This is a genomic window from Ruegeria sp. CDSC045 (assembly GCF_059610725.1).
On sequence record NZ_JBXWOE010000008.1, the window covers coordinates 1 to 26,480 of the forward strand.

At 58.9% G+C, this 26,480-nt stretch carries 30 protein-coding genes; 17 read left to right on the plus strand and 13 right to left on the minus strand.

The features are described 5' to 3' along the window. Window positions 1-87: 87 nt before the first annotated feature. The gene (locus tag AC2FH6_RS14190) at window positions 88-1,287 is read right to left on the minus strand and encodes a cytochrome-c peroxidase (RefSeq protein WP_282022004.1); all 1,200 of its coding nucleotides are present in this window, start codon (window positions 1,285-1,287) and stop codon (window positions 88-90) included. A gap of 84 nt (window positions 1,288-1,371) precedes the next feature. On the opposite strand from AC2FH6_RS14190, the gene AC2FH6_RS14195 reads away from it, so the two are divergent. Beyond that, entirely contained in the window at window positions 1,372-1,842 is a 471-nt protein-coding gene (locus tag AC2FH6_RS14195; RefSeq protein ID WP_496703238.1) for a tetratricopeptide repeat protein, read from the plus strand. 31 nt (window positions 1,843-1,873) lie between these two features. Here the strand turns inward: AC2FH6_RS14195 and AC2FH6_RS14200 are convergent, their stop codons facing one another. Genes AC2FH6_RS14200 through AC2FH6_RS14225 form a run of 6 tightly spaced genes read right to left on the minus strand, consistent with a single transcriptional unit; the run spans window position 1,874 to window position 7,450 of the window. Continuing rightward, complete coding sequence (locus AC2FH6_RS14200) at window positions 1,874-2,935, minus strand: TRAP transporter substrate-binding protein (RefSeq protein WP_496703240.1); 1,062 nt, start codon at window positions 2,933-2,935, stop codon at window positions 1,874-1,876. A 24-nt stretch (window positions 2,936-2,959) separates the two neighbouring features. Then, window positions 2,960-4,249, minus strand: a complete 1,290-nt coding sequence (locus tag AC2FH6_RS14205; protein WP_142637247.1) for a TRAP transporter large permease — start codon at window positions 4,247-4,249, stop codon at window positions 2,960-2,962. Next, complete coding sequence (locus tag AC2FH6_RS14210; protein WP_496689969.1) at window positions 4,250-4,837, minus strand: TRAP transporter small permease; 588 nt, start codon at window positions 4,835-4,837, stop codon at window positions 4,250-4,252. Between the two features lie 53 nt (window positions 4,838-4,890). Next, entirely contained in the window at window positions 4,891-5,406 is a 516-nt protein-coding gene (locus AC2FH6_RS14215; protein WP_496703386.1) for a flavin reductase family protein, read from the minus strand. Beyond that, entirely contained in the window at window positions 5,406-6,296 is an 891-nt protein-coding gene (locus AC2FH6_RS14220; protein ID WP_496703242.1) for an aldo/keto reductase, read from the minus strand. The genes AC2FH6_RS14215 and AC2FH6_RS14220 overlap by 1 nt, the downstream gene beginning before the upstream one ends. Then, on the minus strand, window positions 6,296-7,450 hold the full coding sequence (locus AC2FH6_RS14225) for an LLM class flavin-dependent oxidoreductase (protein ID WP_496703244.1): 1,155 nt from the start codon (window positions 7,448-7,450) through the stop codon (window positions 6,296-6,298). Before AC2FH6_RS14225 ends, AC2FH6_RS14220 begins: the two co-directional genes overlap by 1 nt. Window positions 7,451-7,557: 107 nt before the next feature. Here AC2FH6_RS14225 and AC2FH6_RS14230 point away from each other — a divergent pair, with 107 nt between their 5' ends. The 5 genes from AC2FH6_RS14230 (at window position 7,558) to AC2FH6_RS14250 (ending at window position 13,273) form a co-directional block, all read left to right on the plus strand. Continuing rightward, a complete protein-coding gene (locus AC2FH6_RS14230; protein ID WP_496703246.1) occupies window positions 7,558-8,268 on the plus strand; it encodes a GntR family transcriptional regulator in 711 nt (236 codons plus the stop codon). A 12-nt stretch (window positions 8,269-8,280) separates the two neighbouring features. Beyond that, window positions 8,281-9,375: a Gfo/Idh/MocA family protein gene (locus tag AC2FH6_RS14235; RefSeq protein ID WP_496692569.1), complete on the plus strand. Its 1,095-nt coding sequence runs from the start codon at window positions 8,281-8,283 to the stop codon at window positions 9,373-9,375. 199 nt (window positions 9,376-9,574) lie between these two features. Then, complete coding sequence (locus AC2FH6_RS14240) at window positions 9,575-10,756, plus strand: phosphoserine transaminase (protein ID WP_496703248.1); 1,182 nt, start codon at window positions 9,575-9,577, stop codon at window positions 10,754-10,756. 65 nt (window positions 10,757-10,821) lie between these two features. Continuing rightward, window positions 10,822-12,417 (plus strand): phosphoglycerate dehydrogenase, encoded by a 1,596-nt coding sequence (gene serA / locus AC2FH6_RS14245; RefSeq protein WP_282021999.1) that lies wholly within the window; start codon window positions 10,822-10,824, stop codon window positions 12,415-12,417. Window positions 12,418-12,535: 118 nt separating this feature from the next. Next, window positions 12,536-13,273, plus strand: a complete 738-nt coding sequence (locus tag AC2FH6_RS14250) for a metallophosphoesterase family protein (RefSeq protein ID WP_496703250.1) — start codon at window positions 12,536-12,538, stop codon at window positions 13,271-13,273. Here AC2FH6_RS14250 and AC2FH6_RS14255 read toward each other — a convergent pair. Then, window positions 13,260-14,777: a malonate--CoA ligase gene (locus AC2FH6_RS14255; RefSeq protein ID WP_496703251.1), complete on the minus strand. Its 1,518-nt coding sequence runs from the start codon at window positions 14,775-14,777 to the stop codon at window positions 13,260-13,262. The two genes, AC2FH6_RS14250 and AC2FH6_RS14255, sit on opposite strands and share 14 nt — an antisense overlap. 187 nt (window positions 14,778-14,964) lie before the next feature. Between AC2FH6_RS14255 and serB the strand changes: the two genes are divergently transcribed. From serB to AC2FH6_RS14275, 4 genes are read left to right on the plus strand one after another with little or no spacing between them, the layout of a single operon-like run. Continuing rightward, entirely contained in the window at window positions 14,965-15,843 is an 879-nt protein-coding gene (gene serB / locus AC2FH6_RS14260) for a phosphoserine phosphatase SerB (protein ID WP_282021996.1), read from the plus strand. 45 nt (window positions 15,844-15,888) lie between these two features. Continuing rightward, window positions 15,889-16,218: an ArsR/SmtB family transcription factor gene (locus tag AC2FH6_RS14265; RefSeq protein WP_282021995.1), complete on the plus strand. Its 330-nt coding sequence runs from the start codon at window positions 15,889-15,891 to the stop codon at window positions 16,216-16,218. Further along, a complete protein-coding gene (locus AC2FH6_RS14270) occupies window positions 16,206-16,634 on the plus strand; it encodes an SRPBCC family protein (RefSeq protein WP_496703253.1) in 429 nt (142 codons plus the stop codon). The genes AC2FH6_RS14265 and AC2FH6_RS14270 overlap by 13 nt, the downstream gene beginning before the upstream one ends. A gap of 22 nt (window positions 16,635-16,656) precedes the next feature. Further along, a complete protein-coding gene (locus AC2FH6_RS14275; RefSeq protein WP_496677859.1) occupies window positions 16,657-16,977 on the plus strand; it encodes a YciI family protein in 321 nt (106 codons plus the stop codon). Between the two features lie 5 nt (window positions 16,978-16,982). Here the strand turns inward: AC2FH6_RS14275 and AC2FH6_RS14280 are convergent, their stop codons facing one another. Continuing rightward, window positions 16,983-17,981, minus strand: coding sequence for an asparaginase (locus AC2FH6_RS14280; protein ID WP_496703255.1), 999 nt, complete (start codon window positions 17,979-17,981; stop codon window positions 16,983-16,985). A 178-nt stretch (window positions 17,982-18,159) separates the two neighbouring features. Between AC2FH6_RS14280 and AC2FH6_RS14285 the strand changes: the two genes are divergently transcribed. From AC2FH6_RS14285 to AC2FH6_RS14305, 5 genes are all read left to right on the plus strand, one after another. Continuing rightward, window positions 18,160-18,693 carry an invasion associated locus B family protein gene (locus tag AC2FH6_RS14285; RefSeq protein ID WP_142637215.1) on the plus strand — a complete coding sequence of 178 codons (534 nt, stop codon included), beginning with the start codon at window positions 18,160-18,162 and terminating at the stop codon, window positions 18,691-18,693. Window positions 18,694-18,868: 175 nt separating this feature from the next. Beyond that, window positions 18,869-19,036 carry a hypothetical protein gene (locus tag AC2FH6_RS14290; protein WP_185956689.1) on the plus strand — a complete coding sequence of 56 codons (168 nt, stop codon included), beginning with the start codon at window positions 18,869-18,871 and terminating at the stop codon, window positions 19,034-19,036. A 143-nt stretch (window positions 19,037-19,179) separates the two neighbouring features. Next, the gene (locus AC2FH6_RS14295) at window positions 19,180-19,557 is read left to right on the plus strand and encodes a lysozyme inhibitor LprI family protein (RefSeq protein ID WP_246097235.1); all 378 of its coding nucleotides are present in this window, start codon (window positions 19,180-19,182) and stop codon (window positions 19,555-19,557) included. A gap of 78 nt (window positions 19,558-19,635) precedes the next feature. Beyond that, complete coding sequence (gene rlmN / locus AC2FH6_RS14300) at window positions 19,636-20,826, plus strand: dual-specificity RNA methyltransferase RlmN (RefSeq protein WP_142637213.1); 1,191 nt, start codon at window positions 19,636-19,638, stop codon at window positions 20,824-20,826. A 227-nt stretch (window positions 20,827-21,053) separates the two neighbouring features. Then, a complete protein-coding gene (locus tag AC2FH6_RS14305; RefSeq protein WP_496703258.1) occupies window positions 21,054-21,677 on the plus strand; it encodes a cytochrome P460 family protein in 624 nt (207 codons plus the stop codon). 7 nt (window positions 21,678-21,684) lie between these two features. On the opposite strand, the gene AC2FH6_RS14310 is transcribed toward AC2FH6_RS14305, so the two are convergent. Then, window positions 21,685-22,023 carry a hypothetical protein gene (locus AC2FH6_RS14310; protein WP_281973035.1) on the minus strand — a complete coding sequence of 113 codons (339 nt, stop codon included), beginning with the start codon at window positions 22,021-22,023 and terminating at the stop codon, window positions 21,685-21,687. Continuing rightward, entirely contained in the window at window positions 22,020-22,940 is a 921-nt protein-coding gene (locus AC2FH6_RS14315; protein WP_271949567.1) for a DnaJ C-terminal domain-containing protein, read from the minus strand. The genes AC2FH6_RS14310 and AC2FH6_RS14315 overlap by 4 nt, the downstream gene beginning before the upstream one ends. Before the next feature lie 160 nt (window positions 22,941-23,100). Here AC2FH6_RS14315 and AC2FH6_RS14320 point away from each other — a divergent pair, with 160 nt between their 5' ends. After that, the gene (locus AC2FH6_RS14320) at window positions 23,101-23,484 is read left to right on the plus strand and encodes a hypothetical protein (RefSeq protein WP_142637207.1); all 384 of its coding nucleotides are present in this window, start codon (window positions 23,101-23,103) and stop codon (window positions 23,482-23,484) included. On the opposite strand, the gene AC2FH6_RS14325 is transcribed toward AC2FH6_RS14320, so the two are convergent. After that, window positions 23,485-24,582: a cystathionine gamma-lyase gene (locus AC2FH6_RS14325; RefSeq protein ID WP_496703260.1), complete on the minus strand. Its 1,098-nt coding sequence runs from the start codon at window positions 24,580-24,582 to the stop codon at window positions 23,485-23,487. 3 nt (window positions 24,583-24,585) lie between these two features. Then, window positions 24,586-25,428 carry an LOG family protein gene (locus tag AC2FH6_RS14330; protein ID WP_142637203.1) on the minus strand — a complete coding sequence of 281 codons (843 nt, stop codon included), beginning with the start codon at window positions 25,426-25,428 and terminating at the stop codon, window positions 24,586-24,588. Window positions 25,429-25,507: 79 nt separating this feature from the next. Between AC2FH6_RS14330 and AC2FH6_RS14335 the strand changes: the two genes are divergently transcribed. Then, complete coding sequence (locus AC2FH6_RS14335; RefSeq protein WP_496703262.1) at window positions 25,508-26,425, plus strand: serine/threonine dehydratase; 918 nt, start codon at window positions 25,508-25,510, stop codon at window positions 26,423-26,425. Window positions 26,426-26,480 lie beyond the last annotated feature (55 nt).

Consider the following 26,480-nt stretch of genomic DNA (forward strand, 5'->3'; position numbering starts at 1 on the left):
TCGACAACGCATACGGAGACCGAAACCTCATCTGCACATGCCCACCAATGGACGCTTACGAAGAAGCCGCAGAGTAAGAGGCTGATATCAGGGTTCGAACCCCTTGGGCACGCCAAATGGCGGCGTGTCCACGCTTGTGCCCGTCAGGGCGTTCAGGAAGGCCACTAACTCGCTGATCTCGACGTCTGATAGCTCCATCGGGATGATGTCGACCTGACGACGCTGTCGCGCCAGTTCGAACCGGTCGTTCCACACCGCAAAATCAACCTGTTGCAGCCACGGGACTTTGGGCAAGGCGGCCATCTCGGGAGTCCAATGCGCAAGGCTGTCCTGCGGGTTAAGATGATGGCGAATGATGCTGTCGAGGTCAGGAAAGGCTCCGTTATGGCCATAAGGCGCGGTCAGGGCGACATTGCGCAGCATGGGGGTGCGAAAGCGATACGCATCCTCTAGCTGGTCGCTTTCGCCCATGCGCCCTACGTCCCGCACATTGGGGTCCCATTGCCGGGTGCGACCGGGGCCAAAGGGCGGAAGGGCCAGCGCGTGGAACTTCTGATCCGACAATAGCGGGCCAGAGTGACAGGTGGCACAGCGCGCCTTGCCGTAGAACAGGGCCATCCCGGACTTTTGGGTTGGTGTCAGAGCATCGGTGTTCCCAGCCAGATATTGATCAAACGGGCTGTCGGTGCTGCGCCATTCGATGGCCATGAAAGCGGCCAGAGCATTGGCGATCTGGGTGATGGTGATGTCTTCAGGCGTTTCGATCTCATCAAAAGCGCGGGCCATGGCGGGGCCGTATCGCGGGTCGGTACGGACGCGTTTCGCCAGAATCGGCCAGCCCTTGTCGATCCGGTCATGCACAGCGCCAGTCACCTGGTTTTCGGCAACATTCCCGGCCATCTCAAACTGCGAGGTCAGCGGGAACAGCGCCTGCGCGGCCAGCAGAGAATTCAATCCCGCGGGCAACCATTCCTGCGCCGGAGAGTTGAAGCCGTTGCCATAGACATCCGAGATACTCAGTCGTCCGTCATGGAAAACAGTATGGATGTCCTTCGCCCCGAGGTTCCAAAGGCCGGGCGAATTGCGGGGAATACGCTTGCGGATTTTGTCGGACCCAGTGCCCGGCGTGCGATCGGGGCCTAACCCCTGACCGCCTTCGCCGATGCCCAGCGACAACCCGTCGGAGGTGCCGAAATCCGGGTGGTGGCAATGGGCGCAGGCGATGTTCTGATTGCCCGACAGGATCGGATCGTAAAACAGTTGATGACCAATGGCGGCCTGTTCCATATCAAAGGACAGGAAATCATCATCGGTCAGCGGGCGTGGCAGCTCTTGCGCTGCGGCCGCGCCGGCAAAAAGGAAAGCAATCCCATGCGCCAGATTGTATTTGCCCTGTGTATGCTTGCGACCCCTGCGCTGGCCGAGCTGGAACAGGCGCGTGACATGATGGAGGCCGGCGCGTTCGAGGCCGCGCGCGAGGAACTGCTGCCCGCCGCCCGATCCGGCAATGCCGAGGCCGAGGAATTGATCGGCGTGATGTACGGGTTGGGTCTTGGGGTCGAGCAGGATTATGAACGGGCCTTTGAATGGTATCTGCGCGCATCGATGAAGGGGCATCCGGGCGCACAATCGGGGATCGGCTGGTATTATGAGCTGGGTCTGGGCATGCCCGCGCCCGATCTTGTGCGGGCTTACATGTGGTACACGCTCAGCGCCATTGGCGGCGATCCCGACGCGGCAATCAGCCTTGAGGAAGTGGTCAAGAAAATGTCGCCGGAGCAGATTGAAAGAGCCCATGTTCTGGTCAACGACTATAAAGGGTGGATGTACCCGTTTCGGTGAGGGTCGGGCCAAACGCCCGACCCTAAATGGCTTAGTTCAGGTCTGCGTCACGCGATGCGTTGACGTCTGCCTCGGCCGCTGAAACGGCTTCGGTGAGCGCGGTGAAGACCTCATCACCACGACCGACGTTGGTTTGGAACCACTCGTAGACCGGGGTTGCCGCCTCTTTGAACGCGGCTTTCTGCTCGGGGGTCGGCACGTACAGATCACCGCCACCGGCGACGAAATCCTCGTAGGCCTGGATCGACTTGCGCTTGGGTGAGGCAAAGGTGGCCTGCTGCAGCGCATAGAACCCATCGACCACGACACGGCGCATGTCTTCGGGCATCTCCTGGAACTTGGCGTTATTCATCCACCACAGAGCGCCCATATAGGCATGGCCGTCCAGGGTGACATATTGCAGGCCTGCATCGGGGAATTTCATGCCCATGATGTCGGTGATACCGTTCTTGGACCCTTCAACCACACCGGTTTGAAAGCTGGTGAACAGTTCCGGCCACGGGATCGGGGTGGGCGATGCACCCAATGCTTTAACCAGCTCTTGTGGCAGGTCAGCGACCACGGTGCGGATTTTCAACCCTTCCATATCAGCTGGTTCAGCCACGCGACGCTGGGTGTTGGCAAAGTTGCGCCAGCCACCAGTGTTGCCGATGGTCATCAGACGGATCGCGCCGCCGGAATCCTCAAGCGCCATGTCGCGCATGGTGCGGGTGAAATCGCCGGATAGAACGTGCTCGGCAATCCGGTCATCCGCCATCAGGTAGGGTAGGTCGAGGACCTGGACATAGGGAAAGATGCCTGACGCCCCGCCCGAGGTCGAGATATAGATGTCGATGGTTCCATCGGCCACACCCTGCAGGCATTCCGCGCCGTTCGAACACAGCTGCGTACCGATGAACAGCTCGACCTCGATCGCGCCGTTCGAAGCGGCTTCGACATAGTTCTTGAAAACGATCAGACCGTCATAATCCTCGTCATTTTCGTTCGAGTTGGCCGTGGCGCGCAGCGTATAATCCGCTGCCGTGGCCGCGATGGCTGATGCGGCGACCAGCGACGTGGCCACCGCTGCGGTTTTGATAAAGGTTCTGAGCATGCGTTTCCTCCCTGTGGAACTCAGTTAGTTGGCAAATCCCGTTATCCTCGGGATCGTCATGGATAATGCGGGGATGTAGGTGATCAGAAAGATCACGATGATTTCGACGGCCAGAAACGGCAGGATCGCCTTGGCAATGGTTTCAACCTTTTCGCGCGACACGGCGGCGGCCACGAACAGCACCAGCCCCATGGGCGGTGTGGCCAGACCAACGGTCAGGTTGACGCTCATGATGATGGCAAAGTGGATCGGGTCGACGCCGAGACTGGTAAAGATCGGTCCCAGGATCGGCCCAAGAATGATGATCGCAGGCCCGGCATCCAGAAACATGCCGACAACGAACAAGAGCAGGTTGATCAGAAACAGCAGGATCAGCGGGTTTTCCGACAGGCTGAGGATCAGCGAGGCCAGCTGTTCTGGCGCATGGCTGAGGCTGACCACGGTTTTGAACGCCATCGCCGCCCCCACCAGCAGCAGAACGACGGCGGAGGTCAGGCCGGCATTACTGAGGATCTCGGGCACTTCTTTGAGCGTCAGGGTGCGCAGGATGAAAAAGCCGATCAGAAAGGCATAACCGACGGCCACCGCTGCGGCTTCGGTCGGTGTAAAGATACCGCCCAGAATACCACCCAGAATGATCACCGGAGTCAGCAGTGGAAAGAACGCCTTGAGGCTGGCCTGACCCCGTTCACCCCATGTGTATTTGCGGCTGGCAACGGGAAAATCATACTTGTCGGCCATGAATTTGATCATCAGCATCAGGCCAACGCCAACCATGACGCCCGGCACGATCCCGGCCAGAAACAGCGCCGCAACGCTTTCGCCCATCACATAAGCGTAGATGATCATAATGCCCGAAGGCGGGATGATCGGGCCTATGACGGAACTGGCCGCCGTGATTGCCGCGGCAAATTTGCGGGTATAGCCCTGCTTCTCCATCGCCGGGATCAGCATTGAACCCAGCGCTGATGTATCCGCCACGGCAGAGCCTGAAAGTCCCGCAAACAGGATCGAGCTGAGCACGTTCACATGCGCCAACCCGCCGCGAAAATGGCCCATCAAGGCTTGGCTGAATTCCACCAGACGGATGGTTATCCCGCCGCGGTTCATTAGCTCTCCGGCCAGCATGAAGAAAGGGATTGCCATCAGGGGAAAGCTGTCCATGCCGTTATAGACATTGCGGTACAGCAGGGTGATGTCATTGGATTGGCCATTCAGCCACAGCAGGATACCCGGGGCGGCCAAAAGGGCGAAAAAGACCGGCAGGCCGATCATCAGAAAGACAAGGAAGGTGGGCAGGAACCAAATCAACATCTATTCAGCCCCCACCGGTGCGTCGGCAATTTCAGGCAGCAGGTCTGCGCCCCCCAATAGCGAGACAATCGCGCGCAGGATCAGCTCAACATTTACTACGATCAGAAGGGCCACCCCCACCAGCAGCGAGGCCATCATCCAGCTGCGCGGGACGCGGTACCATTCGTCAAAGCCAAATGAGGTGGGAATATACAATGCGGCGGTTGCGAATTTGCCCCCGAACCCGGTCACTTCGGACCAGCCGATCTTAACCGCCACCAGCAGCACCGCCAGTGACACGAACAGCAGCGCGAGCATCAGTATCTGTCCCAATACGCGCGGAAGCATCAGGGGCACCATGTCGATGGCCACGAACCCGCCGCGGCGAAATGCGGTCGGGGCCATCAGACCCGTCATCCAGAGCATGCAGAACCGGGCGGCCTCATCCGGCCAGGGCAGTGCGTTGCCTAGCACATATCGGAAGAATACCTGAATCAGGATTGCGGTCACCATGAATGCAATCGCAACGACGCCAACCGCGCGGCCCAATCGCAGCACGGTTTCGTTCACGAATGCAATCGGCGCCAGCATCGTTGCCAGTCCGCCCATGCGTTTCCTCCCTATGTCAGCCGCGGGTTTGTCCCGCAGTCGTCAGAGCGCGCTTAGGTCTGCGCGAATTGGCCGAGTTTTCCGGCATAGAAGGTCAGCGCGTCTCCATCGCTTATGCTGGCCTTCAGGACTTTGCCCACCACGATCACATGATCGCCTGCATCGTGATAGGCGTGTTGTTCACATTCAAACCGCGCCAGACAATCCGGCAGCAAAGGCGTGCCGTTCGAGCAATGCCCATGGGCGATGTCCTTCAGGGCAAAGGCGTCTTTCGAGCAGCCAAAGCACAGCTCGGCCTGCTCAGACGACAGCACATGAACGCTGAAATGGCGTGCCTTGTGGAAATAGGGGAAGCGGCGCGAGTTGCGGTCGCCGGCCCACATGATCAGCGGCGGGTCCAGCGACAGGGACGAAAAGCTGTTGGCGGTGATGCAGACCGGGCCGTCGGTGCTGTTGCAGGTGACGATGGTCACGCCGGTGGCAAAGCGGCCAAAGGCGTCGCGCAGGGTTCGTGTATCATCCTTATGCGGGATGAACGTATGGTTCATGTCCTTTGACATTGCATTCATCATGGTACCTCATGGCCCAGCGCCGCCTCATAGAGGCGGTACCAGCTCTCGCGATCCAGATTGACTTTCAAAGCGTCCGAGATCTGTTTGATCCGGCCCAGATTGTTGGTGCCCATCACCGGCAGGATGCCTGCGGGATGGGCCAGAAGGAAGGCCACGGCGACGGCCGCCCGGTCCACTCCGAATTCTTCGGCGATCTCATCCGCGACCACGCCGACCGGAGGGTTCCCGGCCATCAGCAGCCCACCGCCCAGCGGCGACCATGCCATCACCGGCTGCCCATGCTGTTGATGAAACGCCAGATCGCCATTGGTGAAGGGGCGGATTTCGCCCAGCGATACTTCGATCTGGTTGGTAACCAGTTGGGTCTTCATCGCTGATTGCAGCAGGGTCCAATCCCACGGGCGGAAATTCGACACACCAACAGCGCCGACCTTGCCGCTGGCCACGACCTCGTCCAGCGCTGCGCCGGTCTCATGGTGGTCCATGAAGGGATCAGGGCGGTGGATCAGTAGCAGGTCGACATGGTCGATTGCCATCTCGGTCAGCGAGGTTTCAACCGATTTCAGGATATGCGCGCGCGATGTGTCATAATATTTGACCATGGCGTCTGCGTATCGGCCCATCGGCGCAACGATGCCGCATTTGGTGACGATCTCCATCCGCGCGCGCAACGCCGGGTTGGCGCGCAGGGCGTTGCCCAAAACCGCCTCGGCTGCGTAACCGCCATAGATGTCGGCCTGATCGAATGTGGTGATGCCCTGATCCAGACAGGCTTGTATCTTGGCTTCGACATGATCCGCCGAGGTGTCACTATCATCACCCAAGCGCCACATGCCGTATACCAGACGGCTCATTTCCAGCGTGTCTGAAAGCTTTACACGTTGCATTAGCGGCGAACTCCGTTGCCCAGCGGGGTGGCCGGGGTGGTTTTGGGCACGCGTCCGTATTCCTCGGGCAGCGAGCAGGTTTTCAGGTTGGGCATCACGCGGGCACCGAAATGGCGGGCCTCGTCCAGATGTGGATAGCCCGAGAAGATGAAGGCGCGGATGCCCATCTTTTGATAGTCTTCAATCTTGGACATGACCTGATCGGTTGACCCAACCAGCGCCGCGCCACAGCCGGACCGTGCCCGGCCAACGCCGGTCCAAAGACCTGGCTCGACATAGCCGTATTCATCCGCCAAATCGCGGTTTTTGGCCTGATGCGCCACACCCAGCGAGGTGGAATCCAGCGCCCGTTCGCGGATGGCGCGACCGTATTCGTCGTCCAGCTTGGATACGATGTAATCAGCGTATTCCTGCGCTTCGGCCTCGGTATCGCGAACGATCATGTGAACGCGCAAGCCGTAATCCAGTGTCCGGCTGTAATTCTCGGCTACCGCATGAACCGCCTGCATCCGCCCGGCCAGTTGATCCTTGGTTTCTGGCCACATCAGGTAGACATCGCAATGCTCTCCGCACAGTTCGAGCGCAGATGGGGAATAACCGCCGAAATACAACAGCGGTCCGCCGGTCTGATAGGGTTTGGCTGGATCGGTGGTCAGGCCCGAGAAATTATAGACCTCGCCCGCATGGTTGATCTCATCCCGCGTCCAAGCCTGTTTCAGGATTTCGACGACTTCGCGCGAGCGTTGATAACGGAACGCGCTGTCTGCCTTTTCACCAGGGAAATCGGACGAAATGATGTTGACCGTCAAGCGCCCCTGCAACATGTGATCCAGCGTCGCGATGGTGCGGGCCAGCATGATGGGCTGCATTTCACCGCAACGCACCGCGGCCAGCAGGTTGATCTTGTCGGTGATCGGTGCGCATCCAGCAACAAAGCTGAGCGTGTCCTGACCGACCTGATAGGATGACGGGCACAGGATGTTGCGAAACCCCTGTGCCTCGGCCTCTTTCACGATGGTGGAACAGTGGTCCCAGCTGGACCGCAGATCGCCATCGGGCATCCCCAGAAACTGATAGTCATCTGAACACAGAGCCGAAAACCACGAGACCTCGGCCGCGTTCAGATCGGGGGAGGTGATTGGGACGATCGTCATCTGAGTCGGTCTCCGCAATGGATTTGCTTTTTCTCTTGCGTAGCAATCACATTGATGTAGATCAATAGTGTATCAATTTTTCCTGTGACCAATCGAAGCGCCCCGACGTGCCCCCCACAAGCCGAAACCCCAATGCCCTTCCGATATATGTTCAGATTGCAGAACTGCTGATCCGCGATATTGCGGCCGGCCGTCTGATTGACGGTGAGCGCCTGCCGCCGGAACGGGACATGGCGGCGGACCTGAATGTCTCGGTCGGGACCCTGCGAAAATCGCTGTCCGAGCTTGAGAAAAAAGGGATGTTGGAACGCATTCAGGGCTCGGGCAATTACATCCGTGAGACCGGAACGCAGAACAGCGTCTATGCGATGTTCCGGCTTGAGCTGCCCGAAGGGGGCGGTTTGCCAAGTGCGGATATCCTGTCGGTCGATCATCTGGAAAAGCCTGCCAATCTGCCCGGTTTCGGAGCCGCGGCCAAGGGGTCGCGCGTGCGCCGGATGCGCTATTTGAATGACACAATCATCGCGGTCGAAGAGATATGGCTCGACGAATCAGTGGGTTTGATCGACGGCGACCTGCTGTCTGACTCGCTGTATCGCTATTATCAGCAGCAGTTGGGGTTCTGGATCACGCGGGCCGAAGACAGGGTTTCAATCGCGGTGCTGCCCGATTGGACACCGACGGGCTTCACCAAGCCCGCTGGGCAGACCGTCGGGTATATCGAGCGGTTTAGCTGGTCAGAACAGGCCGAACCCGTCGAATTCTCTAAAACTTGGTTCGATCCGGATCGGGCCACCTATGTTCAACGCTTGAAGTAAAAGGAAACGCGCATGACCCGGACCATCAATTACGGGCTGATCGGATGCGGCATGATGGGGCAGGAGCACCTGCACAATATCGCTCTGCTGGATGGCACGCGGGTGGCGGCGATCTATGAGCCCGACCCGCAGATGGCCCGCGCCGCGCACGAGATTGCACCGGAGGCTGTGATGGTGGGATCAGTGGCTGACCTTCTGGCGATCGAGGATCTGGATTGCCTGGTTATCGCCAGCCCGAACCACCTGCATGTAGATCAAATCTGCGACATCGCGGCGATGCGCCCACTGCCCCTGTTGGTGGAAAAGCCGCTTTTTACCGATCCGCAGGATGCGGCGCGGCTGGAAACGGTGCAGCGTGACTATCCCCATCCAATCTGGGTGGCGATGGAATATCGCTATATGCCTCCGATTGCCGCTTTGATCAAAGGGCTCCAATCCACCGGCGGGGTGCAGATGCTGACGATCCGGGAACATCGATTTCCCTTTCTGGAAAAGGTCGGCAACTGGAACCGGTTCAACCGCAATACCGGCGGCACATTTGTCGAGAAATGCTGCCATTTCTTCGACCTGATGCGGCTGATCCTTGGGTCCGATCCGGTGCGGATCACCGCCAGCGGTGGGCAGGCGGTAAACCATCTGGACGAAAGCTATGATGGGGAAATGCCGGATATTCTGGATCACGGTTATGTTCTGGTTGATTTCGCCAACGGCACGCGGGCGATGCTGGAACTGTGCATGTTCGCCGAAGGATCGCGGTACCAAGAGGAAATCTCGGCCACAGGACCGCAGGCCAAGATCGAGGCGCTGGTGCCGGGGCCGGGGCGCTTTTGGCCCGATCATCTGGGTGACCCGCCGGTGCCGCAGGTCATTGTCAGCCCGCGTAATCCAAAAGGGCCGGTGTCACAAGACATCCCCGTTGACCCGCGCTTGCTGGCCGCCGGGGATCACAATGGCTCGACCTATTACCAGCATCAGGGGTTCCTTGCGCTTGTTCGAGGCGAGCGCGCCGCGCCGGATGTGACGCTGCAGGATGGTCTGTGGGCCGTTCGTATGGGGTTGGCGGCACAACAGGCGCTGGCAACGGGTGAAGCCGTTCGGTTGACCTGATAGGCAACAAGGACGATGCGCTGAGCCGGTGACGAAATTGCGCCTATCGGAAACGCGCTCCCCCAACTTGCGCATAAAAACCTGTCGTTTTTGATTTCTAATGAGTCTTTTTCGCTTGTTGATGCTGCGTCTGCACCCTAGCTCTGTCCGTGGGACACCCCTCCCCAACGAGGGGCGTGTATCTGGAAGGGTAATACACATGACTATCGAACAACCGGCATCGAATGACGCCGTGCGCAAACCTGAAACGCGGCCGGCAAATCCGCGCTTTTCCTCGGGGCCCTGCGCCAAACCCCCCACATTTGACCTGACCAAACTGGCTGACGCAGCGCTTGGCCGTTCGCATCGCGCTGCTGTTGGCAAGGACAAGCTGAAAGCGGCCATCGAAGGTACGCGTGAAGTGCTGGGCATTCCAGCAGATTACAAGATCGGCATCGTTCCCGCGTCTGACACCGGCGCGGTTGAGATGGCGCTGTGGTCGCTGTTGGGTGAACGCAAGGTCGAGATGCTGGCCTGGGAAAGCTTTGGCTCGGGATGGATCACGGATGTGGTCAAGCAGCTAAAAATCGACGCCGAAGTGAAAACAGCCGATTATGGGCAGATCATCGATCTGGCCTCGGTCGACTTCTTCCATGACGTGGTCTTTACATGGAACGGCACGACTTCGGGCGTGCGGGTGCCAAACGGTGACTGGATTGCGGATGACCGTCAGGGTTTGACGATCTGCGATGCGACTTCGGCGGCCTTCGCGATGGACCTGCCGTGGGACAAGTTGGATGTGACCACGTTTAGCTGGCAGAAAGTTCTGGGCGGAGAGGCGGCGCATGGGATGCTGATCCTTTCCCCGCGCGCTGTGGAGCGGCTGGAAAGCTATACCCCCGCATGGCCATTGCCCAAGATTTTCCGCCTGACCAAGGGCGGTAAGCTGATCGATGGTATCTTTTCTGGCGCCACGATCAACACCCCGTCGATGCTGGCGGTTGAGGACTATCTGTTCGCATTGGACTGGGCGCGCTCGGTTGGTGGTCTGCAGGGATTGATTGGCCGGGCCGATGCGAATGCCGGTGCGGTGCATGCGTTCTGCGAGCAGAATGACTGGATCGCCAACCTGGCTGACGACCCGGCGACGCAGTCGAATACGTCTGTCTGTCTGAAATTCACCGATGCGCGCATTCGGGACGGCGCAGCCTTCGCCAAGGCCGTTGCAAAGCGGTTGGAGGCCGAGAATATCGCGTTGGATATCGGGGCTTATCGCGACGCACCTGCGGGTCTGCGTATCTGGTGCGGCGGCACGGTCGAAACTTCGGATATCGAAGCGATGTTGCCCTGGCTAGCCTGGGCCTTCGAGGCTGAGCTCGCAGCACAAACTGAAGCCGCCTGATCTTTCCCAATCTTCACCGGGCCGCCTCAGGCCCGGACATCTCATTACATTCAAGGACCACAGACATGGCTCCCAAAGTACTCGTTTCTGACAAACTCAGTGAAACCGCTGTTCAGATTTTCCGCGACCGCGGCATCGACGTGGATTTCATGCCCGATCTGGGCAAGGACAAAGATAAACTGGCCGAAGTGATTGGCCAATATGACGGCCTTGCCATCCGCTCGGCCACCAAGGTTACGCCGACTTTGCTGGAACATGCGGACAAGCTGAAAGTCATAGGTCGCGCCGGCATCGGCACCGACAATGTCGACAAGGATGCCGCCAGCAAGAAGGGCGTCATCGTGATGAACACGCCCTTTGGCAACATGATCACCACAGCCGAGCACGCGATTGCGATGATGTTCGCCGTGGCGCGGCAGATCCCCGAGGCCAGTACTTCGACCCATGCGGGCAAATGGGAAAAGTCCAAGTTCATGGGAATCGAGCTGACCAACAAGACCTTGGGCGTCATTGGTGCGGGCAATATCGGCGGGATCGTCTGCGAACGCGCCCTGGGCCTGAAAATGAAGGTTGTCGCCTATGATCCCTATCTGGGCGAAGAGAAAGCCGCCAAGATGGGTGTTGAAAAAGTTGAACTGGATGAGCTGCTGTCGCGTGCCGATTTTATCACCTTGCATGTGCCGCTGACCGATCAGACTCGCAACATCCTCAGCCGCGAAAATCTGGCCAAGACCAAGCCAGGCGTGCGCATCGTCAACTGTGCCCGCGGCGGTCTGGTCGATGAAGAGGCGCTGGCCGAAGCATTGCAATCCGGTCACGTGGCGGGTGCCGCCTTTGACGTGTTCAGCGAAGAGCCCGCGAAGGACAATGCTCTGTTCAACCTGCCCAACGTCGTCTGCACGCCGCATCTGGGGGCCGCAACGACCGAGGCGCAGGAAAATGTAGCATTGCAGGTGGCCGAGCAAATCTCGAACTACCTGCTGACCGGCGCGGTGGAAAATGCGCTGAACATGCCCAGCGTCACCGCCGAAGAAGCCAAGGTCATGGGTCCGTGGATCAAATTGGCCGGGCATCTGGGCGGTTTCATTGGTCAGATGACAGATGAGCCGATCAAAGCGATCAACATCCTGTATGATGGTGTTGCGTCAGAGATGAATCTTGCCGCTTTGAACTGCTCGGCTGTTGCCGGGATCATGAAGAAGTTCAATCCCGAGGTGAACATGGTTTCGGCCCCGGTTGTGGCCAAGGAACGTGGTATTCAGATTTCGACCACCAATCAGGACAAGTCTGGCGCCTTCGAGGGCTATATCAAGGTGACCGTCGTGACCGAGAAACGCGAGCGTTCGATCGGCGGAACCGTGTTCAGCGATGGCAAGCCGCGCTTCATTCAGATCAAAGGCATCAATATCGACGCCGAGGTGGGCGCGCACATGCTCTATACCACGAACGAAGATGTGCCGGGTATCATCGGTGCGTTAGGTCAGGCCATGGGTGAGCACAGCGTCAATATCGCGAACTTTACCCTCGGACGCGCCGAGGCAGGGGGGGAGGCGATTGCCTTGCTTTATGTTGATGAACCCGTACCAGCCGAGGCGCGGGCAAAGCTGGCCGAAACCGGCCTGTTCACGCAAATCAAACCGCTGGAGTTCGACGTTGCCTGAGGCGGTGTTGAATATCTGAGACACTTCATACCCGCGTCTTCCAAGGCGTGGGTATTTTCTTTTCCCGGCCGCCAAGACGCGTCACAAGCAGGGTGTTCCTGTTGATTTAGGGTTTTCCATGTCCTCGCCAATTTATGCAATCGGTGACATCCACGGCCAGCTCGGCATGCTGCAGGTTGCGCTGTCGCGGATCGAGGCCGATGGCGGGCCAGATGCAAAGATCGTGTTTCTGGGTGACTATGTCGACCGGGGCCCGGACAGCCGCGCCGTGCTGGACCTGCTGATCGAAGGCCAAAAGGCGGGGCGCAACTGGGTCATGGTCAAGGGCAACCACGACCGTATGATGGCTCGCTTCGTGCAAGAGCGCGAAATTGCAGATAAGCAACTGCCCGTCACGCTGAACTGGCTGAACCCACGGCTGGGTGGTCGGGAAACGCTGGCCTCCTACGGGGTTGCAGTCACGGACAATGACCGCATCTATCAGGTCCATGAACGGGCCTGTGCCGCCGTACCGCCAGCACATCTGGATTTCATCAACGCTTTGCCAGTTTACCATCAAGAGGATGAGCTGCTGTTCGTCCACGCTGGCATCAGGCCCGGTCTTCCACTGTCGCAGCAATCCGAAGATGACCTGGTTTGGATACGGCAGGAATTTTTGGTTGAATCTGGCCCGCACCCCTGGCTGATCGTGCATGGTCACACCCCTGTGGATGCGGCGGAACATTGCGGCAATCGGATCAATTTGGATGCGGGCGCGGGCTATGGTCATCCGTTGGCCACTGCCGTGTTCGATGGCCGTGATTGCTGGTTGCTGACCGCACAGGGGCGCGCGCCGCTGAGACCTAGTCTTCGGTAAACAGGTCTTTGTAAGCTTCGCGTAGCGCGTTTTTTTGCACTTTGCCCATCGTATTGCGCGGCAATTCGTTCAGCACTATCAGCTTGCGGGGATGTTTGAATCTCGCCAGTTGGGTCTGTGCGCTTGCCATGATGGCCTCGAGGTCGGGCGACTTGTTTGGTTCGGCTACCAACAGGCCTAACACGGTTTCGCCGAAATCCGGATGGGGCACGCCGATAACTGCGCTTTCCAGAACACCGAGCTGGTCGTCCAGCACCAGTTCGACCTCTTTGGGATAGATGTTGTACCCGCCCGAGATGATCAGGTCCTTGCCGCGTCCGACGATATGGACATAGCCGTCCGCGTCCACACGTCCAAGGTCGCCGGTGATAAAGAACCCGTCCTCGCGCAACTCTGCTGCGGTCTTCTCGGGCATTTCCCAATAGCCCTGAAAGACGTTGGGGCCACGCACCTCGATCATGCCGATTTCGCCCTGTGGCAAGGTTTCACCCGTCTCAGAGTCGGTCACTTTGAGCTCAACGCCCGGCAAGGGGAACCCCACGGATCCGGCGCGGCGTTCACCGTCATAGGGGTTCGAGGTGTTCATGTTGGTCTCGGTCATACCGTAGCGTTCAAGAATGCGGTGCCCGGTGCGGGCCTCAAACTGCTGATGCGTTTCGGCCAGCATTGGGGCCGAGCCCGAGATGAACAGCCGCATATGACGTGCCAGATCGCCGGTGAACCGGTCGTCATCCAACAGACGGGTGTAGAAGGTCGGAACCCCCATCATCGCGGTTGCATCAGGCAAATGCCGCAGTACCTCATCCAGATCGAATTTCGGCAGAAAGATCATCGACCCGCCCGAAGCCAGTACCACGTTGGTTGCCACGAACAGCCCATGAGTGTGAAAGATTGGCAGAGCATGCAGCAACACGTCATCGTCGGTAAACCGCCATTCCCGTACCAATGTTTCGGCATTCGACAGCAGATTGGCCTGTGACAGCATCGCGCCCTTGGATCGGCCGGTCGTGCCGGACGTGTACAGGAAGGCGGCCAGATCATCCTCGGTGCGGTTGACCGGCTCGAGAGCAGGCAGCATACCCAGAGCACGCCGCATCAGGCTGCCGGATCCATCAGCGTTTAGCGTTTCAAGCCGCGCCTTCTGGGCGGCGGCGACGGGTGCCAGACCAGCCTTATTCACATCATCGCAGACCACCAGCGCAGCGCCGCTGTTTTCGATGAAATAGCTCAGTTCGCTGACCGTATAGGCAGTGTTGAGTGGCAGAAAAACCAGACCGGTCTGCACACAAGCAGCAAACAGCGCAAGCGCTTCGGGCGACTTTTCCACCTGAACCGCAACGCGTTGTCCGGGTTCGAGCTCAAAGCCGATTAGGGTATTGGCCAACCGAGATGCCATGTCCAAGAAATCAGAATGGGTCAGCACCTGACCGTTGGGCAGATGCAGGAAAGGCGTCTCTTTGCCCGCGTGAATGCTAAACAAGCGATCGTAAAGCGGGTTGCCCATTTACCGAGTTCCTTTCTGTCCAGTCCTGGCGAATCTGTCTTGGAATGGCGTGCTGGTAAAGCCCTGAATGGCGCAATCGGTCGCCGTTCTGTCCGCATGATGTGCCAGAGGTTGCTGCGGACAAACTGTCTTCTGGCGATCGGGGGCTATCTGCGTTAATCGCAGGTGAATTCGCCGGAGATAGACTATGTATGTTGCCACCCTGTTGACCAATCCCGAAACGCGCGCGCTGGATTTGGCGCTGGTCGAGTCGCTGCGGAATGCCTGGGGCGGGGCCGAGATCATCTGGCTCAGCCCGGATGAGGCGGCAGAGTTCGCGCTGCAGGACCTTCCGGGCAACCAGTGGGATGTCTGGGGTGATTTGCAGAAGCTTGGCGTTGACCTGATCGTGCAGCCTGCCGAGGGGCGGCGCAAAAAGATGCTGTTGGCGGATATGGATAGCACCATGATCCAGCAGGAATGCATCGACGAATTGGCGGATGAGGCCGGTGTCGGCGACCGCGTCAAGGACATTACGGCCCGCGCAATGAATGGCGAATTGGATTTCGAAGGCGCGCTGACCGAACGGGTCGGGTTGCTGAAAGGGTTGGATGAGGCTGTGATCGGCAAGGTTCTGGCCGAACGCATCACCCTGATGCCCGGCGGCAAGGTGCTGGTCGCGACGATGCGCGCCAATGGCGGCTATGCGGCGCTGGTCTCAGGCGGGTTCACGGCGTTTACTGCCAAGGTGGGCAGTGAATTGGGGTTTGACGAAAACCGTGCCAACACTCTGCTGGCCGAAAACGGCAAGCTGACCGGCGATGTGCAGCGACCGATTTTGGGACGACAGGCCAAAGTCGACGCGCTGGAACAGATTACCAAGCGTCTGGGCCTGTCCGAAAACGATGTGATCGCTGTGGGTGACGGGGCAAATGATCTGGGTATGTTGGGCCGGGCCGGAACCGGGGTTGCGCTGCATGCAAAGCCTTCGGTCGCGGAACAATGCGAAGTGCGCGTCAACCATGGCGATTTGACCGCGCTTTTGTATCTGCAGGGCTATGCGCGGCAGGAATTTGCCCAAGCCTGAAAGCCGGGGCTTCCCTTTATTTAACAAAAATGTTAAACAGCGGTCATGAGTACGCTTCTGACCACATTCTCCGCCTTGTCCGACGCCACGCGGTTTTCCATCGTTGAACAGTTGATGCAGGACGGAGAGCAGCCCGCGGGCGACCTAATCGAAGGGCGCGGTATGTCAGGTGCTGCGGTCTCGCGTCACCTGAAGGTTTTGCGTGAGGCCGGGCTGGTTCGGCAACGGGTGCAGGGCACCCAGCGGATGTATTCGATCCGCCCCGAAGGTCTGTACGCGATCGCGGAGTGGACCATTTCGAAACGACAATTCTGGGAAAGCAGTCTGGATCGTCTGGGCGATGCTATTGAAAGGGATACCTCATGGCCGATCTAAAGCTGGAACGCACGTATCCGATACCGCCAGAGGATCTGTTTGCGTGGATCAGTGTCGCAGAACGGCTGTTGCAGTGGTGGGGTCCCGAAGGGGTGCACGTGCCCGAACATACTCTCGATTTTTCGCGCGTTGGTCCGTGGTATTCGGTCATGGAGAATGGCGAGGGCCAGCGCTTTAAGGTCTCGGGCCATGTGACCCATGTCGATCCGCCCAATTCGGTTGGCTTCACCTGGGGCTGGCATGACGATCAGGATCAGCGTGGGGCCGAGAGCCATGTAACGCTGCGGATCGAAGTCGCAGGCGATGGCGCGCGGCTGGTCGTCGATCACCGCGACCTGGGCGATGACGAGATCGCTGCAAATCACGAGAAAGGCTGGACCTCGACGCTGAACAAGCTGGCCGGTCTGGCGCAATAAGTTTTCATCTGGGAGGAAAGAAATGCCACAGTTTCTGTTTGTCTATCACGGCGGCACCACGCCATCGGACCCCGCCGAGGTCGAAGCGACCATGGCCGCCTGGGGCGCCTGGTTTCAGAATATGGGCCCGGCGCTGGAGATCCCCGGAAACCCCGTGGGCCAGTCCTATACCGTCAGTTCGGGCGGTGTGGTCGACAATGGCGGTGCCAACCCGGTCTCCGGCTTTACGGTGATCAAAGCCGACAGCATCGACGCCGCCAACGAGATGGCCAAGGGATGCCCCATGGTCGTGAACGGGTCAGGCTCGGTCGAGGTGGCCGAGATTCACGAGATTGAGATGTAGCCGCCCTAGCCGGGGAATCCCGGCGCGGGTCGGATCACGCCACATTCAAGCCCGCGACGGCTATATTGCGTGGCGTTCATAAAGGTGCGGGTGGCCGGGTGATCGGCCTCCAGTACGCCGAGGCTGACCAGAATGGCAGCAATGGCGCATTCGCTGGCACGGGTAGCGCCATCGGTGATCTTCAGCGCGACGCCCATGCGTTTTTCAGGGATGATGGCGATGAATACGGCCTCGGCCCCGGTCTTGATCGCGGCGCGCCCGTTCATGGCGCGCATCAGCTCGGTACAGGCGCGCGTCTCTCCGGCCACCAGCTCGGGATGTTTGATCATCGTCGCGGTCAGGTGTTGTGCCGCATCGCTGGCCCGGTCCGACCGGTCCGCCGCCGAGGCAAACCACGCCATCGACCGTGCCATCCCTACCAGCGAGGTGGCAAAGTTCGGGGCGGAACAGCCATCGATGCCATAGCCAGGGCTGGTTTCGCCGGTGGTTTCTTCCAGCGCGGACAAACAGGCCTGTTGAACCGGGTGGTCGATTTCAAGATATTCCGGCCCGGCGCCCATATGCTGTGCTACCGTCAAAAACCCGCAATGTTTGCCCGAGCAGTTGTTGTGGATCTGACAGGGCGTGTCGTCGGCAAGTATCAGCCCGTCGCGCGCCGCCATATCCTGAGGCTCTTGCGGCCCACAGCGCAAATCGGGTTCTGCCAGGCCCAGATGGTCCAGCCAGGACGTTACCCTGTCTGTGTGAATATGCGCGCCGTTATGCGAGGCACAGGCCAATGCCAGATGCTCGCTGTTCAGCCCGTATTTCGCGGCCGCCCCCGATGTAATCAACGGCAGGGCCTGTATCATCTTGGCCGAAGACCGGGGGTAGATTATCGCCTCCGGGTCGCCCCAGCTGCGCACGATTTGCCCCGTGTCATCACAGATAACCGCATGTCCCAGATGCAGACTTTCCAGTAAAGGCCCCCGCCATAGTTCGGTCATTGCTACAGGCTGCGTCATCGGGACCCTCCTAAACATGCGCAAAAAACTGCCAACCGCCCTTTCGCCTATGGCGAAACTTGCGATAGTGTGTGTATGTCGGCAATCACCGGAAGACGCAACTTACAGACGAACCGTCAGGGTTCGCGAGCCATTCCGGTGGGTATGAGGTATTAGGTCGAGCTAGGAGGCTGGACAGATGGGATCAAAGCTCGTCCGCGTAATCGCGGGCCTGTGCGTGGCAGGGATGACAACGGCTGCAACCGCTCAGCAGGCAGACAGCACCAATAGAGTATCCGTAAACACCGACTGGAGTGTGTTTGTGGAAGAGGACCCAACCGAATGCTGGAGCGTTGCAACGCCGGATGAAACCGTCAACACGCGCGGCGGGCGCGTTGTTTCGGTGAGGCGCAGCGACATCCTGCTGTTTGTCGTGTTCAGACCTGATCCCGATGTGAAGGGGCGCGTCTCATTCACCGGGGGCTATCCGTTTGCCGCGGGATCGACCGTATCTGTATCCATCGACGGAAACAGCTTCGAATTCAGCACCGAAGGCGAATGGGCCTGGCCCGCGTCAGAGGGTGATGACCAAAAAGTAATCGCTGCCATGAAAAGCGGTACCGAAGCAGTGCTGACCGCCCGGTCCGAGCGCGGCACTCAGACCAAAGATACTTTCTCATTGCTGGGCTTCACAGCCGCTTTAGACGACGCCGAGAAACGCTGTACCAACTGAGCGCGCCAGCGCTCGGGCAGTGGCCCGGCTTGCAAAGTGGTGCCAGTTTCGCAGGATAGGACCGCCCTCCTTCATAGCTTAACTTAACGTCATCTATAAATTTGATCTGCGTCAATGCTCCGCGCTCTGAAATACTGAACTAATCGGTTCAAGCAGAGAGAAAAGGAGAGCATCGATGCAGAAGAAAGTTTTGGGCCTGTTTGTGCTGACCGCCGTCGTATTGCTGAGCGCTTGTGATAAATCCGCTGAGACATACCCGGTTTCGGGAGAGCAATGTGGGCCAAACGATCCGGTCAAAACGCTGGACGCCGAGGATTGCTTTATTCCACCAGCAGGTGCGTGATCCAATACGGCTGGCCTGGAAACGTCCGGGCGGCATAGAAGTTCGAATGACCGCGGGGTTGATCCCCCGCGGTTTTTTGTAACCTCTGGCGTCGCTGTGCTAAGCTGAACGCGTTAGTCTAACGACCCTTCGAGGAGTATGTCATGCGTTTGGTGATAATGGCTGTTTTAACCCCCACGTTGGCTGTGGCGGATCCTGCAATGGAATGCACGAACGCAAGTTCACAAGTCGAAATCGGATCTTGCGTTGCCAGTATGGAAGCGGGGGTTGAGGCTGCGCTGACCGATAGTTTTGGCTTTGCCATGGATGCAGCCAACGCGTTGGACGAGGTGACCGGACGGACAAGCGCGGCGCCTGCGATGGAGGCGGCGCAAAGCGCCTGGGTCGGGTATCGTGATGCGCAGTGCGAGGCGGTCGGCGCGTCTTTTGGTGGTGGGTCGGGAACCGGCATTGGTATCACCTCTTGCCGGATTGAATTGGGGCGCCTGCGGATTGACGAATTGCTGCGTTTTGTAAATTAGGCGCGACGAATTCTTTTGATCTTTGCGCGCAGTCCTATATAGAGGCGCATTCCAAGCCAGAATCTTCGAGACCCACCTATGTCGCCCAAAGCGCCGATCACTCAAGACGTCATGACCATCCCCCGCAAATTGCCGGAGGGGAAGGTGAACCTTGTCGGGTTGACCCGGGATCGCCTGCGCGAAACCCTGATCGAACACGGCACGCCTGAAAAACAGGCCAAGATGCGCACGGGCCAGATCTGGCAGTGGATTTACCAATGGGGTGTGCGCGACTTTGCCGAGATGACCAATCTGGCCAAAGCCTATCGCACCCAGCTGGCCGAGCATTTCGTGATCGAAATCCCCGAGGTTGTGACCCGACAAGTGTCCGAGGATGGCACACGCAAGTATTTGGTCCGTATTGCTGGCGGGCATGAGGTCGAGGTGGTCTATATTCCCGAGGACGATCGCGGCACGCTGTGTATCTCGTCTCAGGTCGGTTGCACGTTGACTTGTTCCTTCTGCCATACAGGCACGCAGAAACTGGTGCGCAACCTGACGGCGGCGGAAATTGTCGGTCAGGTGATGATGGCGCGGGATGATCTTGACGAGTGGCCGGTACCGGGTGCGCCCAAGGACGAAACCCGCCTGCTGTCGAACATCGTTCTGATGGGTATGGGCGAGCCTCTTTACAATTTTGAGAACGTCCGCGACGCGATGAAAATCGCGATGGACCCCGAAGGTATCTCGCTGTCTCGCCGCCGGATTACCCTGTCGACATCGGGCGTGGTGCCCGAGATCGCGCGTACCGCGCAGGAAATTGGCTGCCTGCTGGCAATTTCGTTCCACGCGACGACCAATGAAGTCCGCGATGTGCTGGTGCCGATCAACAAACGCTGGAATATCGAAGAGTTGCTGCAGGCTTTGGCCAGCTATCCCAAGGTTTCCAATTCGGAACGGATTACGTTTGAATACGTGATGCTTGATGGTGTGAATGACAGCGATGAGGATGCGCATCGTCTGATCGAGCATATCAAGCGCCACAAAATCCCGGCCAAGATCAATCTGATCCCGTTCAACGAATGGCCCGGCGCGCCGTATAAGCGCAGCTCGAACAATCGTATTCGGGCTTTTGCCAATATCATCTATCAGGCCGGGTATGCCTCGCCCATCCGCAAGACGCGGGGCGAGGACATTATGGCGGCCTGCGGTCAGCTGAAATCGGCCACCGAACGCGCCCGTAAATCGCGCAAGCAGATTGAGGCCGAGGCCGGTCTCGACCGCGGATAAGCGGCTGAATAGAAGGGCGTCGCAAAATTAATTTTTGGGGCGCTGTCTATCGAATGCAAAATTTGATATGTTTCATTGGCTAGGTGTGGATGCACCAGGCTCACTTGCGCACAATAGGGTGAGTTCGGTGGCTGGCATGTGGCAAATTCGTTCACGGCGGCTACCTTGTATTTCAGCTCCGTGTGCCGATTGCGGCATAACAGGTTACGAGTTGGGTTATCTTTATGATGTTTCGATTGAAAATCCCGTACTTTAATTTTGTTTTAGTTTTGGCTTGTGCGGCCGTAGCCGTAACTGATGCTGTTGCGCAGTCAAATGATGAGGATGCTCATCTGGCTATCGAAAATCCGGCTGATCTGACCAAGGACGACGCGCGTGAAATTTATGACTCGTTGCAGCGCCGGATGGCACGCGGCTATGCCGCAGCGCAGTTGGATCTGCTTCTGAATTACCAAAACTGGCCGCTGTACAACGATGCGCCGTATATATCTGAAACCCATGGTCGACGATTTGTGAACAGCTATGCAAACCGGATGGCGTATAATTATGCAACCCTGACGGATGGCGAAAAGCTCCCGGTGGGGTCTGTGCTGGCCAAGGACAGCGTGACCGTTACGGATGAGGGGAAAAGCCATCCCGGCGCGATGTTCGTCATGCAGAAACTGGCCGAGGGCGCCAACCCTGCTACGGCTGACTGGCGCTATATCATGGTCATGCCGGACGGGTCATTGTTTGGGGACACGATGGGGGATCGCGCCAACGCAGTTGCGTATTGCCACGATTGCCACGAGGCGGTTGCCGACCGAGATTACACATTCTTTGTTCCCGAAGAATATCTAGTCGACAATTAGGCCGCTCTCACCCGAATCTCGCGGTGCCGATCACTTTGATCAGCTGCTGACGAACCGGATCTGGCTGCGCTGCGACGGCGTTCAGGACCTCTCGAAGTTCTGCGCGCAGCCCATGCATCTGGTCGATCAGGGAAATCATCATCGACACTGCGTCTGCCTCCATTTCGTATTGGTCGTGCAACTCGCAGGCCAACTCCAGCCGGGCAACGTCGAGGCTGTGATAGACCAATCCGCGATCTGTTTGTTCGGGGATCACGATTTCGGCGGCCAGATATTCTGTCAATCGGGTCGAAGTCAGCCGGGCTACGGCAGTGATCAGTTCCTCTTCGGTCAGGGTGCGGGTCATGACGGCATTCCTTTGCGTGGGTCATAGCGGTGGGTTTCTCGCCATGAATCCATAAATTGCCTCAACTCATCATCGATTTGATCGGGCATTGAAATGGTCAGCTCGATCAACTGGTCGCCCCGTTCGGCCGAGCCGCGCTTCTTGACGCCCTTACCCCGCAGGCGCAGGGTTCTGCCGCTGCTGGTTCCGGCCGGAACGGTCACGTTTACGCCCCCATCGATCGTGGGCGCCGCCACTTTGCCGCCCAGCACCGCCTCATCAATCGTGATGGGCAGCGTGATGTGAATGTCATTTCCCTGACGGTCGAATACCGGATGATCCGCGACTGATACTGTCACCAGCGCATCGCCGCGCGGCCCCTCACCATAGCCAGCGGCACCCTTGCCCCGCAGGCGAATGGTCTGACCGCTTGTGATCCCTGCGGGTATCTTGACTTCGATCCGGTCCCCATCCGGCAGGGTCAGCTTCTGGCTGGCGCCGAATACCGCATCCAGAAAGCTGATCTGAAGCGTGAAGTTCAGATTGTGGCCGGGCGCGTGAAACTCGCGGCCGCCTTGCCCACCAAATCCGCCGCGACCCCGCATGAATTCGGCAAATATATCCGACATGTCGTCCGGGTCCGTCGCCTGCCCGCGATAGGGGTTGCCGGCGGCTTCGGCGTAATCGCGATAGTATTGCTGTTGCGGGCGTTCCTGTCCCGAGGCATCAATCTCACCATTGTCATAGCGTTTGCGCGTCTCAGGATCTTTCAACAGATCATAGGCCGCGGCGGCGGCCTTGAACTTGGCTTCGGCCTCGGCGTCCCCGGGTTTCAAGTCCGGATGGCATTCCTTGGCAATACGCCGATACGCTTTTTTGATTTCAGCGTCGCTGGCATCTTTGGCCACGCCAAGTGCGGCATAGGGATCGTCGCTCATCTCACCTCTCATGGATGGGGGAAGGGCTGATCATGATGAAGGTATTTTATCACGTGATTTCAACAGGTCAAAAAGAACCGGTGGCTAAATTGGTTCGCAAGTTTCGCAATCTCTGATACTATCAGGCTGTTTCATATTATTCATTGACGGAGATCAGCCGATGACGCGCAGACTTAAATCGGTTCTGGCCCTGCTGGCGGGCAATGCCATTGGGTTAATGTTGGCCGCTTTGCTACTGACCGGTTTTGCAATCAAGCCGATTTCATTCATCGTTGTGGTGATCGTCTTCACGCTGGTGCAGGTGGTGGCCGAGCCGCTGATCCTGAAGTTGGGTGAGAAAAGGGCGCCTTCGTTGAAAGGCGGGATCGCGTTGATCGTGACCTTTGTCGGCCTGCTTGTGACCGATCTGGTGACCAATGGGCTGACGGTTGGCGGAATTTCCAACCTGCTGGCTGCGACACTGCTGGTCTGGCTGGGCGCGCTGATTGCCAGCGTCGTGCTGCCGATCTACGTGTTCACCGAGCTGCGCACGCCCAAAAAGTAATTACAGTGCGTTCAGGCTGGCATCGATTGCCTGCCAAAGCTCAACCACCGGCTCGCATCCCACCGACAGACGGACAAAAGCGGGGTCAACGTCGTCGCCCCAACGGGCGCGGCGCTCGGCCGAGCTATGGACGCCGCCAAAAGACGTCGCAGGGCGCAGCATTGGACAGGTGTTGATGAAGGTTTCGGCCTTGGCCTGGGTTTCCAACGTGATCGAAAGCAGGAATCCGAACCGCGTGGTCTGAGCCTGTGCCAAGGTGTAGGATGGGTCGCCCGGCAGGCCGGGATAGCGGATGTCTTTCACAGCCAGATGCGCCGCCAACCGTTCTGCCAACACCTGGGCCGAGCTGCACATCCGGTCGAACCGAACATCCAGTGTTTCCAGCCCACGATGCAGCAACCAAGCCTCGTGCGGACCGGGGATCGCGCCAGAGACACGCCGCCATTCCTCGACCCGCTCCATGACATCTGTATTGCGGCTGGCCACATGGCCCATCAGCAGATCGGAATGCCCACCCATGGCCTTGGTGTCCGAGGACACGACGATATCTACGCCCATATCCAAAGGACGCTGGCCCAGTGGTGTCATGGTTGTGTTGTCAGCAATGGTGATCCCACCAGCTGCGCGCACGGACGACGCGATGGCTGGCAGGTCCATCATATCCAGACCAGGGTTCGAGGGGCTTTCGACAAAGACCACATCGATGCCGTCGAACCCGCCTTCGGAAAAGGCGGTTGTCGGGCGTTCTGTCACGATGACACCCAGACCAGACAGAAATCGGTCGGCCAGCACGCGGGTGACGTAATAGCCATCCGACGGGATTAGGATGCGCGACCCGGCTTTGACCGTGGCAAACAACGCGGCCGAGATCGCCGCCATGCCCGACGGGAAAGCCAGGCAGGGGGCGTCTTCAAGATGGGCGAGAACCTGTTCCAGATGTTCCCAGGTTGGGTTGTTGACGCGACCGTAGAAATCATGCCCGTCCGGTGCGCCGGGCAGGTGAAACATACTGCTTTGGGTCAGGGGCAGGGCCACGGGCTCGCCCTTGGTCAGTGCGTTGCCCCGCAGATGCAGCATCTCGCCGGTCTTGCGCCCCATCGTTTAGCGCCCCGGTATTTCGTCACGGGGCGGGGTGGGTTCCCATTTCTCGATTATGTCGACCGCCTCTTGCGCGGTATCGACGAACCGGAACAGGTCTAGATCCTCGTCCGAGATGGTGCCGGCGTCGGCCAGCGCCTCCCAGTTGATGACCTTTTCCCAGAACGCGCGACCGAATAGCAGGAAGGGCACACGCTCCATACGGCCGGTTTGAATCAGGGTCAGGGACTCGAACAGCTCATCCATGGTGCCAAAGCCGCCGGGGAAGATGGTGATGGCGCGGGCGCGCATCAGGAAATGCATCTTGCGGATGGCGAAATAGTGGAAGTTAAAGCTGAGCTCGGGCGTAACGTACAGGTTCGGTGCCTGCTCATGCGGCAGCACAATGTTCAGGCCGATGGAACAGCCGTTCGCATCCTGCGCGCCGCGGTTGCCAGCCTCCATCACGCCGGGGCCACCGCCGGTGACGATTACATTCTCTCGCCCGCCGGTTTCGTTCGACTTCTCGGTCATCAACCGGGCAAACTCGCGCGCTTCGTCGTAATACTCCGACAGCCCGGCCAGCGTTTCCGTCCGCGCGGTGTGTTTCTGTGATGGCTCAGGGATACGCGCGCCGCCGAACATGACGATGGTCGAGGTGATCTCACGCTCGGTCATGATCATCTCGGGCTTGAGCAGTTCCAGCTGCAAGCGCACCGGGCGCAGCTCATCCCGGCACAGGAAATCCTCATCGGCAAAGGCAAGGCGATAGGCGGGTGAGCGGGTTTGCGGGGTGTCGGGTACCTCGCTTGCGGTCGAACGGTCGGTCTGCGCGTCGCGAAACGGGCTGAGGCGGTCTTCTCTCATGGGGTAACGATCCCTGCTTGCGTGTTTTCCAAACAGCTATAGGGTTCGGGCGCAGAGTGCCAGTCACGGAAAGATGAGAATGAATTGGAAGAGCGAAATACTGGCGGCACAGCACCGCATAACCGGCTATGCACAAGTGACGCCAGTCACGGAAAGCCGTGCCTTGGGTCTGGAATATTCGGTGGAAATGAAGCTGGAGCATATGCAGCACACCGGCAGTTTCAAGGCGCGCGGGGCGTTTAACACTCTGATCAGCACGGATGTGCCTGAGGCTGGTGTTGTGGCCGCATCGGGCGGCAATCATGGCGCAGCCGCAGCCTATGCGGCACAGGCGCTGGGCTATCCGGCCAAGATTTTTGTCCCGGAACTGGCAGGGCCGTCCAAGATTGCGCTGATTGAACAGGCAGGCGCAGATCTGAGCGTGGTGCCGGGAGAATATGCCAACGCTCTTGCTGCGGCGCAGGCGTATGAGGATGCGTCGGGCGCGATGCAGATTCACGCCTATGACGCCCCCGCTACGGTCGCCGGGCAGGGAACCTGCTTTGCCGAATGGGAGGCACAGGGCCTGAAAGCGGATACCGTATTGATCGCGGTGGGCGGTGGCGGTCTGATCGCCGGGGCGCTGGCCTGGCTGCAAGGCACGCGCAAGGTCGTGGCGGTTGAGCCGGAAACCTCCTGCGCGCTGAATGCAGCCCTGCAGGCGGGAGAACCGGTGGATGTGTCCGTCTCGGGCATTGCGGCAAATGCGCTGGGCGCGCGGCGGATCGGCTCGATTTGTTTCGATCTGGCACAGGGCGTGCAATCAGTTCTGGTCAGTGATGAGGCCATCGCGCAGGCGCAGAAGGTCCTGTGGCGGGCGCATCGGATTCTGGTGGAACCGGCAGGCGCAACCGCCTTGGCTGCGCTGCTATCGGGGGCTTACACGCCAGAGCCGGGCGAACGGGTGGCGGTGCTGATCTGTGGTGGAAACATCTCACCGGACCCTCTGAACGGCTGAAACCGGAACAAACAGCCGCAAAGCGCGCGCTCAGCGTCGCATTGCAGCCAGTCCG